The sequence below is a fragment of the Microbacterium sp. TW_SC_2 genome (assembly GCF_055361165.1).
Window position 1 is genome coordinate 868,996 of the sequence record NZ_CM143952.1, and the last position, 13,231, is coordinate 882,226.

Below are 13,231 nucleotides of genomic sequence, written 5' to 3' on the forward strand. Positions count from 1 at the left end.
GCGGATCGCGGGCTGGGTAGCATCGACGTATGGATCCGTTGTCGCTCGCCGTCGAGTTGTGGTGGATCGCGCCCGTCGCCGTCGGCGGCGTCACGGCCGGGGCGATCGGCCTGCGTCATCGCGCGAGGTCGAGCGGACGCCGTCTCGCGGTCGACGCGGCCCGGCACGACCTCCGCATCGCGCGTGCGGGGATCGCTGAGAAGCGTGCCGCGGTGAAGATCGCGAAGGCCGACGTCGCGCACGTCTCGGCCGAACGTGCGGCCCGTCGGGCGTCCCCCGAGCAGGTCGCGAGCGCACGGCGCATGCTGCGCGACGCCGAGCGAGACGTCAAGGCGGCGATCGCCGACATCAAGGCCCGGAACGCCCGACTGACGGCCGCCCGCGCGGCCATCCCCTCCGCCTCCGCCCCGCGGCCGCTCGACCGGCTGCGCTCCGAGCACGACGCGATCGTGGTGCGGTGGATGCAGTACGAGACCGACCCCGCGTGGCAGATCGCCTATCCCGGCATGACCGACGTGAAGCAGCCCGCGACGGCCGCCTATCTGCGCGCGGCGGGTCGTGCGACCGACCTGCGGCGCGAGGCCGGCGACCGGCCGACCCCGGCGGAGTTCGCGGCCTATCGGGACGCCGTGGCCCAGCTCGCCCGTGCCCTCGACGTCGCCGAGCACTCGGCGCGCGTCACGGCCGGGGAGATCTCGGGGGCGCCCGGATGGCAGGACGCGGCGCAGGACGCCCTGACGCGCTCCGCCGCAGCCCTGGATCGCGCTGCGGGGATGGCGGCATCCGCTCTCAGCACGTGGACGAAGCGCGGGCGGAAGGATCCCGAGCCCCCGCGCGACACGCGGTAGCGCCGGCGCTCCTCGGGTCAGCCCTCGATCGTCCGGGTGCGCACCAGTTCGCGGTACCAGAGACCGGAGTCCTTGACGGTGCGCTCGAGTGTGTCGAAGTCGACACGCACGATCCCGAACCGCTTGGCGTAGCCGTATCCCCACTCGAAGTTGTCCAACAGCGACCACACGAAGTACCCGCGCAGATCGACGCCGCGGGCGAGCGCACGGTGCGCGGCCGTGAAGTGCCGCCGGAGATAGTCGGTGCGCTCCGGGTCGGGTATCGAACCGTCGTCCGCGACCGTGTCGTCGAAGGCCGCGCCGTTCTCGGTCACCATGAGCGGCTGCTCGGGGAACCGCTCCGAGAGCGACACGAGCAGCTCCTCGAGTCCCTCGGGGGCGATGTTCCAGCCCATGGCCGTATACGGACCCGGCTGTGCGACGAACTCCACGACCTGGTCGCTGCCCGGCCACGCGGTGCCGCCCGCGGCGCCCTTGTGCCCGTCGTTCTGCTGCTTCTCCGAGACGCCGTCCCAGAGCCGCACGGTCGCGGTGGAGTAGTAGTTCACGCCCAGCACATCGATCTGCTGGTGGATCTCGGTGAGATCGCCCTCGCGCACGAAGCCCCAGTCGGTCACGGAGGCGGTGTCCGCCAGCAGATCCGCCGGATACTCACCGCGCAGGAGCGGATCCGTGAACGCCCGATTCGCGAGCGCGTCGATACGACGAACGGCTTCGGCGGCGCCGTCGCCCTGTCCGCGCAGCACATGGAAGTTCAACGTGACGGAGTAGTCGGGGTCGCCCGTGGACGTCGCACGGAGCGCCTGCACGGCACGGCCATGCGCGAGATTGAGGTGATGCACGGCGGCGAGCGCGGATGCCGGCTCGTGCCGTCCCGGTGCGTGACCGCCCTGTCCGTAGCCGAGGTACGCCGAGCACCAGGGCTCGTTGAGCGTGGTCCAGGTGTGCACCCGATCGCCGAGTGCATGCCCCATGATCTCCGCGTACCGCTCGAAGGCGTCGGTCGTCGCGCGCGAGGTCCAGCCTCCGGCATCCTCGAGGTACTGCGGCAGATCCCAGTGGTACAGCGTCGCGACCGGGCGGATGCCGCGCTCGAGCAACCCGTCGACGAGCCGCGAGTAGAAGTCGATGCCGGCTTGATTGACGTCGCCGGTGGCCTCGGGGACGATGCGCGGCCAGGCGATCGAGAAGCGGTAGGCCTCGAGCCCGAGCTCCGCCATCAGATCGAGGTCCTCCTCGGTGCGGTGGTAGTGGTCGCACGCCACGTCGCCGGTGTCGCCGTTCCAGACGCGGCCCGGGGTCTTGCTGAACGTGTCCCAGATCGACGGCGTGCGGCCGTCCTCGGCGGCGGCGCCCTCGATCTGGTACGAGGCCGTCGCCGAACCGAAGGTGAAGTCCGCGGGGAGGACGAGACCGGATCCTCGGTAGTCGTCGGCGGGGGGAAGGGGGGTGGTCATCGGGTGATCCATGCCTTTCCATCGATGGCCGTGATAGCAGGTCCGTTGCCGCGAGCGATGCCGAACTCGGACGGGTGATCCGTCGTGATGGACACTCCGCCATCTCGGGATGCCACCAGATACGTGGCGGAGCTGCCGGATGGGTCCGTGACACGGATCTCCTGATCCTCCGGCGACCCGAAGACGCGCAACGTCAGCCCCTCCAGCCAGTCCGTGTCCGGACGATCATCGCGGGCCCCCCACGGCAGCACGGCCCCGTCGCGGACATAGAGCGGAAGACTCGTGAAGTCGTGCCGTTCTCGGCGCCACCCGCCTCCGCTCACACGGTCGCCTGTGAGCAGATGGGTCCACCCGCCCTCGGGGAGATAGAACTCCACGTCGCCCTGCTCCGTGAACACGGGCGCGACAAGGATGTCCGGCCCGAGCATGTACTGCCGGTCGAGGTAGGCCACGGCCGGGTCGTCGGGAAACGCGAGCTGCATCGGGCGCATCACCGGCACTCCGGCGGCGGCGGACTCGGCAGCCGCCGAGAACAGGTAGGGCATGAGGCGCATCTTCAACGTCGAGAACATCCGGGTCACTTCGACGGCCTCCTCGTCGAAAGCCCACGGGACCCGGTACGAGCGGGAGCCGTGGAAGCGACTGTGACTCGACAGGAATCCGAACGCTGTCCAGCGCTTGAACACCGCCGGGTCGGGCGTGCCCTCGAACCCGCCGATGTCGTGACTCCAGAACCCGAACCCGCCGAAGGCGAGCGATAGCCCCCCGCGTAGCGTCTCCGCCATCGAGATGAAGGTCGAGGCGCTGTCTCCTCCCCAATGCACCGGGTAACGATGTCCTCCCACGGTCGCGGAGCGAGCGAACACGACCGCATCGGTCCCGTCCCGCTCCTGCAGCACCTCGAACACCGCCTCGTTGTAGAGCTGCGCGAAGCGATTGTGCATCCCCTCGGGGGCGCTGCCGTCGTGCCAGAGGACATCGAGCGGCACGCGTTCGCCGAAGTCGGTCTTGAACGTGTCGACGCCCTGAGCGACCAAGGCGCGCAGCTTCTGCTGGTACCAGGCGCGAGCGGCCGGATTGGTGAAGTCGACGATCGCCATGCCCGCCTGCCACATGTCCCACTGCCAGACGGCGCCGTCGGGGCGATGCAGAAGATAGCCGTTGCTCCTGGCTTCCTCGAAGAGCGGCGAGCGCTGCCCGATGTAGGGGTTCACCCACACCGACACGTGCAGGTTCTTCGCATGCAGGCGCCGCAGCATCCCCGCGGGGTCGGGGAACACGCGAGGGTCCCACTCGAAATCGCACCAGTTGAACTCGCGCATCCAGAAGCAGTCGAAGTGGAAGACCGAGAGCGGAAGGTCGCGCTCGGCGAAGCCGTCGATGAAGGAGGACACCGTCTGCTCGTCGTAGTCGGTCGTGAAACTCGTCGACAGCCACGTGCCGAAGGACCACGCGGGGGGCAGGGCGGGTCGACCGGTGAGCGCGGTATACCGATCGAGGATCTCGCGAGGGCCGGCTCCGGCGATGACGTAGTACTGCAGGCGTTCCCCTGCCACGGCGAACTGCACACGCTCCACGTTCTCCGAGCCCACTTCGAAAGACACATGTCCCGGGTGATCGACGAGCACGCCATAACCACGGTTCGTCACGTAGAACGGCACGTTCTTGTACGCCTGTTCGCTCGAGGTGCCGCCGTCGGCGTTCCAGGTCTCGATCGACTGCCCGTTCTTCACCAGGGGGCCGAATCGCTCACCGAGACCGTAGACGAGTTCGCCGACACCGAGCGAGAGCTGCTGGTGCAGATATCGCTGGGAGCCGCCACCCCGGTGCTCGCGCAGCTGATCCTCCAGCTGCCCGTCGAGAGCGACCGAGGGATCGACGTCGATCATCGCGATCGACTTCTCTTCGGCGCGTGTCAGCGAACGACCCGCGTCATCGAAGGAGAGCGACCATCCTGCTCCCGTGCGCACGGTCGCACGCAGTGATCCGCTGGTGAGCGTTCCGCCACTCTCATCGACGCGGGCGATGCCGCCGAGGGAAGCCGCGTCGAGACCGGGGAGATCGAAGCCCTCGTGAGCGCGACCGCCCGTGTGGTGCTCGATCAGCACCCCGATCACGCCGTCGTGCGGGGCAGACAGGGTCACGGTCAGCACGGGGCGATTGAGTGTGTCGCCTCGGGTCTCGATGACTTTGGTCGGGGCGGTCACGATGAGGCGACCCTCGGCGGCCTCGATGTCGTGCGCTTCGCGGGCGTACTGAGCGGTGACGCCCTCACGCAGCTGCCAGAACCCGTCGGTGAATCTCACGGGTGTACCTCCTCGGTGGGGAAAGAACGGGGGTCGAGCACGGTCTCGTGCGTCGTGGAGATGCGCGCGACGATCGAGCGGCCGTTCCAGTGCACGCGGTGGGCGCCGGCCGCGCCGTCGTGGCGCGCGCGAAGTCGCGCCTCGACGAGCCGCGCGCCCCTCCACGCGATGTCGACCGTGATGCCCGGGCGTGCGACGAGGCCCGTCACCGAGCCCGTGGACAGGGCGGAAGGCAGGGCAGGGAGCAACCGGATGTCGTCGTGTGATTGGAGCAGTGCCTCGGTGAATGCGCCGACGAAACCCAGATTCGCATCGATCTGGAAGGGCGGATGGGCGGCGAACAGATTCGGGTAGAGGCCGCCCGCCCAGGGACCGCTGGCATCATCGGCATCGCGCAGCGCCAGGGCGAGGAGGTCGTCGACCCGATCTGGACGACCGAGACGTGCCCAGAGAGCCATCTTCCACATCAGGGACCATCCGCTCGAGTCGTCGCCGCGACGGTTCAGGGTCTCGGCCGCGGCGGCACGGTGCGCCGGATCCCACTCCTCCTCGCCCGGGAAAAGTCCGAACAGTGGACTGAGGTGTCGATGTCGGGGGTCTTCCTCCGTCCGGTCTGATTCCCATTCGAGGATCCCGCCGTCGGCGCCGATCGTCGGCTGCGAGGGCAGATTCCCCAGCCGTTCTGCGGCCGCGGCGGCGACCGCGTCGTCTGCGAGGCCGAGGGCCGCGGCCGTCTCGACCGTGCGATCGAGGGTGGTGCGTACGAGTGCGAGGTCCATCGTGCTCGTGCGCACCAGCGATGCCGATCGGCCTCCGCCGGTGATGAAGGCGTTCTCCGGGGAGGTCGCCGGTGAGGTGCTGCCGTCCCGGTGCCACTCGAGCAGGAACTCCGCCGCCCCCCTCAGCGTGGGCCAGACACGCGCGAGCTCTTCCGCGGCGGACGCACCGAATCTCCAGGACTCGGTCAGTTGGCTCGCGAGCCAGGCTCCACCCAGAGGCCAGAACGACCAGCGCGGGTCACCGGTACCGCGACCCGGGGTCGTCGCATAGAGCCAGGCGTCCGTGTTGTGATGCACGGTCCACCCCGCGACACCGTAGAGGCGACGGGTGTGCGAGGACGCCGCCGTCGCGAGGGCGATGGTGAAATCGGTGAGGGGAGCGGCACGGGAAGAGAGATCCGTCACATGCGCACCCCAGTAGTTCATCTCCGTATTGATGTTGAGCGTGTAGCCGCTGCCCCACGGCGGCCGCATGTCCGCGTTCCACAGCCCCTGCAGGTTGGCCGGGAGGCCGCCGGGCCGGGACGAGCAGACGAGCAGGTACCGGCCGAAGTCGAAGAGCAGCGCGACCAGCCCGGGATCGCTTGCCGCCACGCCGCGAGGATCGGCGCGAGCCGCCGCGAATCGTGTCGCGGTGTCGTGCTCCTCACTTTCGGTGCCGGAGGGGGCGTCGAGGCGCAGAACCACGGAATCGAGAAGCGCGTGCATTCCGGCGCAGGACTCGCGCTGCAGCGTATCGATATCCCCTGTCGCGACCCGGTCCGTGCGCGCGACGGCATCGGCATACGCATCCTGAGCGGTGCCGAGCGGGCGTGCTCCCGGACCGGTGAACGTCGTCGCGGTCGCCACCAGGACGATGGTCCGGTCGGCGTGCCGGACGACACGGGAGACGACCGCCGCTTCCACGCTTCCGTGGTCCCAGCGCGCTGCCGGGAGATCGGGCTCATGTCCGGGAGCGACGTCGCTCGGCAATCGGAGCAGGAGGGCGGTGGCGTCGCCGTTCTGCTCCGCCGTCGGTTCCGCGCCGTCGGGCGCGCGCAGCGGCGAGTGCAGGGCCACGGTGACGGAGACGGGCGCGGAGATCACGTGCACGAGCACACTCTCGGATTCGACCAGGAACGTCGTGGTGCGGAGGCGACCGTCCGTCGCGCGATGGACCCCCGAGCGAAGGTCCAGCGCACGTTCGACGGGACCGCCCTCCGGCTCGGCGACGTCGACGACGACGGTGCCGAGAGGCAGGAAGGACTGGGCGTAGCGCGTCTGCATCCCCTGCAGAGGCGATTCTGCCGCGACCGGATCGCCCGCATCGATCGCCGCTCTGGCGTCGGAGAGCAGGCGGGCGCAGGCGAGCGAGTCGGGGAACCCGTCCACCCCTTCGCTGTCGGGTGACCCCGACCATGCTCCCGCGTCGTTCAGATGCAGGGTCGTGCGCGTCACACCTCCATCGGTCATGACGCCCATGCGGCCGTCCCCGAGGGGAAGGCACTCCAGCCAGGTCCGGGCGGCGCCGGTCAGTCGGATCGAACTCATGTGTCAGCCGCGCACGCTTCCCGCGGTGAGCCCTGCCCGCCAGAAGCGCTGCAATGAGAGGAACACGATCGCGATCGGGATGATCGAGACGAGCGATCCCACCACGGTCAGGATCTGGAGGCCTGGAATCGTGATCGAGGCCTGGCTCCAGCCTGTGAGCCCGACGGTGAGGGGCATCAGGGAGGAGTCGGTGAGCACGAGCAGGGGGAGGATGTAGCTGTTCCAGCTTCCGAGGAATGCGAACAGCAGGACGGTGACCATGCCCGTCGACATCAGCCTCAGGCCGATCGTGCCGAAGATCCGGAACTCACCGGCGCCGTCCAGACGGGCAGCCTCGATGAGTTCGATCGGCACGGAGGACTGCGCGTAGATGAAGCAGAGGAGCACCCCGAAGGGATAGACGAGCGCGGGCAGAAGCAGCCCGAGGTAAGTGTTGTTGAGCCCCATGCCGACCAGGAGGACGTACGTGGGCTGGGCGATCACGGTTCCCGGCACGAGCAGGCTCCCGAGCACCACGGCGACCAGCGTGCTGCGTCCGCGGAAGCGGTAGACCGCGAGCGCGTATCCGGTGACCGCGCAGACCAGCGTGGTGAACGCGGATCCGATGACGCTGTAGATGATCGAGTTCAGGCTCCATCGCCAGAAGATGCCGTCATCGTAGGAGCTCAGAGCGGCGAGGTTCTCCCAGAGATGCCAGTCGGCGAAGGCGAAGCCCGGCGTCGAGAACAGGTCGCCGGTCGACTTGGTCGACGCGATCACGAGCCAGACGACGGGGATCAGGAAATAGGCGGCGATGATCACCATCACGGCGGTGACGAGAACCATCCAACCGCGGTGCACCCTGTCCCCGTTCACGAAGGTGGTCCGCCGCCGGGCCTGCGCGCCGCCCGTCACCACCGCCCGCGTGTGCAACTGGGCCTCCGGCGTGAGCGTGTCAGATGCCATCGGATGCCGCCTTCGTGGTTCGGCGATTCGCCGCGAGCAGGACGAGCGAGACGACGAGCGTCGCGAGTCCCAGGATCACGGCCATCGCGGAGGAGAGATTCGGGTCCTTGCCGAGCGTCGATGCGGCGTAAACCGCCATGTTCGGAGTGAAGTCGCTGGGGATGTTGGAGGTGATCGACTGCAGCACCTGCGGTTCGTTGAAGAGCTGCAGAGTGCCGATCACGGAAGAGAGCGTGGTGAGCAGCAGCGCGGGCGCGATCATCGGGAGCTTGATCTGCATCGCGGTGCGCACCTCGCCGGCGCCGTCGATGCGGGCGGCTTCGTACATCTCCCGCGGCACTGATTGCAGCGCTGCGAAGAGGATGATCATGTTGATGCCGATCAGGGACCACAGGTTGATGTTCCCGATCGCCCACCAGACGGTTCCGGGGGCGAGGAGGTCGGCTCGGATACCCAGCGATGAGAGCAGTTGCAGGATCGGGCTCACGGACGGCTGGTAGAGGAATCCCCAGAGCAGAGCGGCGATCACGCTGGGCACGGCATAGGGGAGGAAGACGGCGAACTGGAAGAAGCGCTTCGCCTTGACGAAGGCGGTGTCGAAGAGCAGGGCGAGGCCCGCGGCGATGATCATCATGACCGGCACCTGGATCGCACCGTAGAGCAGCACCTTCGGGAAGCCGAGAAGGAAGTCGGTGTCGGCGAGCGCACGGGCGAAGTTGTCGATGCCCACGAAATCGATCGTGGAACCGCCGAACCCCAGGCCGGTCGAGCGGCGGGAGAAGAGGCTGTTCACGATGCCGACGACGATCGGGGCGACGAGGAAGACGAGGAACAGGACAACGAACGGCGCGATGAACGCGTACGGGACCCAGGGCTTCCCGGCGCCGGAGAACCGACGCCGGGAAATCGAGGCGGAGGGCGTGGTCACGGGGAGATCACTCCGTCACGCTGAGACCGCGCGACGTGAGGTCTGCGATTCCGGCGGCCTGAGCGATGTCGAGGGCTTCGCTGAAGGTCTGCTGGCCGGCGACGACCTTGGCGAACTCGTCGAGAAGGGCTGTCTGAATGGTGCCGTAGTTCGGACCCTCGACCCAGGTGTCAGGAGTCTGCCGTGCGGAGTCGATGAAGACCTCGTTGATGACCTGCCCGGCGAAGAAGTCGGATTCCTGCAGCAGGGCCGGCGAATCGAGTCCGTTCTGAGTGGAGGGGAAGAGTCCACCGACCGTGATCAGTGCTTCCTGCGTCTCATCCGAGCCATTGAGCCAGGCGGCGAAGGTCGCCGCGGCTTCGGCGTTCTTCGTGTTCTTCAACACGACGACGGCAGCACCGCCGGAGTCCCCCGAGTTCTCGGAGCCGGCGTTCTTGGGCATCGCCGCGACGCCCCACTTCCCCTCGAGGTCGGCAGCATTCTCGGCGAGGATGCTGGGGAACCAAGCGGCGTAGGAGATGGTGGCGATCTTCCCGCTGTTCACGAGTGCCCAGTACTCCGGGGTCCACATGAGCTCGGTCGTGACGAGGTCCTCATCGAGCAGGGTCTGCCAGCGCTCGGCGACGAGCTTGCTGCCCTCATCGTTCACGCCCAGAGTCCACGAGTCACCCTCGATGCCGTACCAGCTGCTCTCGGCCTGCTGGATCTCCTGGGCCCACTGACCGATCTCGCCGGGTGAGATGTTGGCGATCCGCACATCGGGATTCGCGGCCTTCAACGCCCGAGCGGCTTCGAGGTAGTCGTCCCAGGTCTCGGGGAACTCGAGCCCGCTTTCCGCGAAGATGTCGGTGCGGTACATCGTGCCGGCGGGCCCGATGCCCTGCGGAACTCCGAACACGCGCCCATCGAAGGAGACGGCCGCCCAGGATGCCGGGGTGTAATCGTCTGCGTATTCCGCGACGTAGTCCGTGATGTCCACGACGCGTTCCGTGATCACGTACTCCGGAAGCCCGTGGGTCGACAGCTGGACCAGATCGGGACCCTGCCCGGCGTCGACTGCGGCCTCGACCTTCTGGCCGTCGTCCCCGGTCATGCGATGGAAGGTCACCTGGATGCCCTCGTTCTCCGCGTTCCATTCCGCGACGAGATCTTCCAGGCCGGGTACCCAGCCCCAGAAGTCGATCGTGACGGGATCGTCGGCGCTGGGTTCCCCGGCGCTGCCCGCGCACGAGGAGAGAGCCGTGACGGCCAGAGCAGGGGCGACCAGTGCAGCGGCCCAGCGGGTCGCAGTCCGCGTGCGGGGGCGGATCGATGTCATGGAATAGTTCCTTTCAGACGGCGATGTCAGTGACTCGGGAGGGCTTCGTTGCCGAGGAAGCAGAGTCGGAGGCTGCTGATGCTATTTTGTGTCGTGCTGAAACATAAAGTCAAGTGATTATCCGAAATTGATCGGATGTATGCCGAGGAGAAACCATGCCGTTGACCGATCTGCCCATCGAAGAGTTGCGCGAGTTCCGGCCGGTGGTCGCCGAGCCTGAGGACTTCGACCAGTTCTGGCAGGAGACGATCGCCGAATCGCGCGCGGCCGGTGGGGGTGTCGAGCTGCTGCCAGCCCAGACCCCCATCCACGAGCTCATGATCGAGGATCTGACATTTCCGGGTTATGCGGGAGAGCCCGTGCGCGCCTGGGTCACCAGGCCGAAGGGCGACCAGCCGCGCCCGACCGTGGTCGAGTACATCGGTTATAACGGAGGTCGCGGGCTGGCGGGCGAGAAACTCCAGTGGGCGGCGGCCGGCTACGTACACGTGCTGATGGATACCCGAGGCCAAGGCAGTGGATGGGGGAGCGGCGGCGACACCCCCGATCCCCATGGCTCGGATGGAGCGGTACCCGGATTCATGACCCGCGGGATCCGTGATCCTGCCACGTATTACTACCGACGTCTCTTCACCGATGCTGTTCGACTCATCGACGCGGTTCGCGCGCTCCCGTTCGTGGATGCGTCGCGTGTCGCCGTGACCGGCGCGAGCCAGGGCGGCGGGATCGCGCTGGCCGTGGGCGGTCTGGTCCCTGGCCTGCAAGGCATCCTTCCGGATGTGCCGTTCCTCTGCCACTTCGGCCGCTCGGTGCAGCTCACGCCCGACCAGCCGTTCATGGAGATCACTCGCTACTTGGCGGTCCATCGCGATGAGGATGAGCGCGTCTTCCGCACACTCTCGTACTTCGACGGGGTGAACTTCGCCCGTCGGATCAACGCCCCCACATTGTTCTCGGTGGCCCTCATGGATGGCATCGTGCTGCCGTCGAGTGTCTTCGCCGCGTACAACCACCTCGCGACACCGGATCGTGAGATCGCGGTCTATCCGTTCAACGGACACGAGGGTGGCCAGACCCATCAGTGGGTGCGGCAGGCCGAGTGGCTCAGGAGGCGCGTGGCTCTCTGAGCACGGCCACGGCGCCGGCGGGCAGAGCGAATCGTCCGTCGGCGTTGTGACCCGAGACCAGATCGAGGCCGTTCGCCGGGACGAGAGCGTCGGTCGTGCCGTGATTGATCAGGAACAGCCAGGACGTCTCGTCCGACACTCGGCGCACGGCCTCGACGTCGGAGGAACCGGGAAGGCGGCGACTGACACGGGCATCGGCGGCGATGCGATCGACGAGGTCTTCGAACCCTTCGTCGATCAATCCGGCGACGTGCCAGGCGGCTCCAGCCCCGATCATGCGTCGCGTGACAGCCGGCGATCCGTCGAGATCTCCGCCGCGGTGCACCCACACCGTCTCGGCGTCCGGGGCGCGAACCCGTGCGGAGATGTCCGCCACCTGTGCGCCGGACGAGAGGATCAAGCGCTGTCCGTCGAGTAGCGGTACCAGCTCCTCGCCGACCACCCCGAGGAGATCGCGGAAGGCGCCGGGATATCCGCCCAGACGTACGCGGCTGTCGGCGTCGACGATGCCGGAGAGCGGGCCGACCACGACGGTGGCGCCGGCCTCCGCCGCTGCCGAGATCCGGGCGGACGTCTCCTCATCGACCAGGTAGAGCGAGGGCACGACGATGAGCTTCCGTCCGTGCAGATCGGCGCGCGGTGGCACCACGTCGGGGCCCAGCCCGCGGGCCGCGAGGGCGTCGAACCATCGCAGTGCATCGTGGTGCAGGCGGTGGTGGTGCAACGGCTTCTGTCCGGCGTCCCAGGCCCACAGCGAGACGTCGTCGGTGATGATCGCGACGTCGGACCGCTCCACGAGGCTGCCGACGGTCTCGCTGATGCGGCGGAGCACACCGCCGAGCTCGACCACCTCCCGCCATTGACGGGTGTCGACGCCGGCGTGCGGCACCATGGCGGAGTGGAACTGCTCAGCCCCGGAGGCGGAGGCACGCCACTGGAAGAAGAGAGCGCCGTCTGCGCCGTGCGCGATGTGCTGCACGCTGTTCCTGGTCATCTCTCCCGGAGCCTTGGGAACGTTTCGAGGCTGCCAGTTCACCGCCGAAGTCGAGTGCTCCATCACGAGCCAGGGTCGTGCGGGGTCGAGTCCCCGGGTGCGGGAGGCGACGAAGGCGAGCTCCCGTTCCCGATGCGGGTCCGCCGCCGTCGTGTAGTGATCGATCGCGACGACATCGAGCTCATCCGTCCAGGCGGCGTAATCCGCGACGCTGCCGTGCGGCGCCACCATCAGGTTGGTCGTGATCGGTGTACGGACTCCCATGTGTCGCAGCGTGTCTCGCTCGAGTCGGTAGTGCTCGAGCAAGGCGTCCGAGCTGAAGCGGTCGAAATCGAGGAGCAGAGACGGGTTCTGTTGCGACTCGCTGTCCAAGGGAGGGATGACGTCGTCGAAGCCCCGGTACCGGTGCCCCCAGAACGCGGTGCCCCACGCCGCGTTCATCGCGTCGACCCGCTCATAGCGGTGCTCCAGCCAGGCCCGGAACGCTCGGGCGGAGTGATCGCAGTAGCAACGTCGGTTGCCGCCCCCGAGCTCGTTGCTGACGTGCCACATCATGACGGAAGGATGGTCACCGTAGCGTTCGCCCAGGCGCTCGACGACCCGGCTCGCATATCGGCGCCACACCGGATGGCTCGGGCACCACTGCAGGCGGCCGCCCTGATGGTATCGAAGGCCCCGGCGGTCCATCGGGAGGATGTCGGGGTGATCGCGGTGCAGCCAGATCGGCGGCGACGCGGTGGGCGTCGCGAGATCGATCCCGATGGCCGCCTCGGACAGCAGGTCGATGATGCGATCGAACCACCCCCAGTCCCAGCGGTCGTCGTCCACTTCGAGCAGTCCCCACGAGAAGACGCCGAGCGTCACGGTGTTGACGCCGGCTTCTCGCATCAGTGCCACATCGTCGGCCCACAGGGCCTCCGGCCATTGTTCGGGGCTGTAGTCGCCGCCGAACAGAAGGGATGACGGTCGGAGGGCGGGGCGGGGTGCGGCGATCACGGG

9 protein-coding genes are annotated in these 13,231 nt (G+C 68.0%); 2 read left to right on the top strand and 7 right to left on the bottom strand.

Annotated elements, in window-relative coordinates:
• Positions 1 to 29: 29 nt before the first annotated feature.
• Positions 30 to 848, top strand: a complete 819-nt coding sequence (locus ACWA14_RS04105; RefSeq protein WP_463796212.1) for a hypothetical protein — start codon at positions 30 to 32, stop codon at positions 846 to 848.
• A 17-nt stretch (positions 849 to 865) separates the two neighbouring features.
• Here the strand turns inward: ACWA14_RS04105 and ACWA14_RS04110 are convergent, their stop codons facing one another.
• From ACWA14_RS04110 to ACWA14_RS04135, 6 genes are read right to left on the bottom strand one after another with little or no spacing between them, the layout of a single operon-like run.
• Positions 866 to 2,305 (bottom strand): GH1 family beta-glucosidase, encoded by a 1,440-nt coding sequence (locus ACWA14_RS04110; protein WP_463796213.1) that lies wholly within the window; start codon positions 2,303 to 2,305, stop codon positions 866 to 868.
• On the bottom strand, positions 2,302 to 4,611 hold the full coding sequence (yicI, locus tag ACWA14_RS04115) for an alpha-xylosidase (protein ID WP_463796214.1): 2,310 nt from the start codon (positions 4,609 to 4,611) through the stop codon (positions 2,302 to 2,304). Before yicI ends, ACWA14_RS04110 begins: the two co-directional genes overlap by 4 nt.
• Entirely contained in the window at positions 4,608 to 6,920 is a 2,313-nt protein-coding gene (locus ACWA14_RS04120; protein WP_463796215.1) for a glycosyl hydrolase family 95 catalytic domain-containing protein, read from the bottom strand. The genes yicI and ACWA14_RS04120 overlap by 4 nt, the downstream gene beginning before the upstream one ends.
• Before the next feature lie 3 nt (positions 6,921 to 6,923).
• Positions 6,924 to 7,865: a carbohydrate ABC transporter permease gene (locus tag ACWA14_RS04125; protein ID WP_463796216.1), complete on the bottom strand. Its 942-nt coding sequence runs from the start codon at positions 7,863 to 7,865 to the stop codon at positions 6,924 to 6,926.
• The gene (locus ACWA14_RS04130; RefSeq protein WP_463796217.1) at positions 7,855 to 8,793 is read right to left on the bottom strand and encodes a carbohydrate ABC transporter permease; all 939 of its coding nucleotides are present in this window, start codon (positions 8,791 to 8,793) and stop codon (positions 7,855 to 7,857) included. The genes ACWA14_RS04125 and ACWA14_RS04130 overlap by 11 nt, the downstream gene beginning before the upstream one ends.
• A gap of 7 nt (positions 8,794 to 8,800) precedes the next feature.
• Positions 8,801 to 10,111, bottom strand: a complete 1,311-nt coding sequence (locus ACWA14_RS04135; RefSeq protein ID WP_463796218.1) for an ABC transporter substrate-binding protein — start codon at positions 10,109 to 10,111, stop codon at positions 8,801 to 8,803.
• 155 nt (positions 10,112 to 10,266) lie between these two features.
• On the opposite strand from ACWA14_RS04135, the gene ACWA14_RS04140 reads away from it, so the two are divergent.
• The gene (locus ACWA14_RS04140; protein WP_463796219.1) at positions 10,267 to 11,238 is read left to right on the top strand and encodes an acetylxylan esterase; all 972 of its coding nucleotides are present in this window, start codon (positions 10,267 to 10,269) and stop codon (positions 11,236 to 11,238) included.
• On the opposite strand, the gene ACWA14_RS04145 is transcribed toward ACWA14_RS04140, so the two are convergent.
• Positions 11,216 to 13,228: a beta-galactosidase gene (locus ACWA14_RS04145; RefSeq protein ID WP_463796220.1), complete on the bottom strand. Its 2,013-nt coding sequence runs from the start codon at positions 13,226 to 13,228 to the stop codon at positions 11,216 to 11,218. The two genes, ACWA14_RS04140 and ACWA14_RS04145, sit on opposite strands and share 23 nt — an antisense overlap.
• Between the last annotated feature and the right edge of the window lie 3 nt (positions 13,229 to 13,231).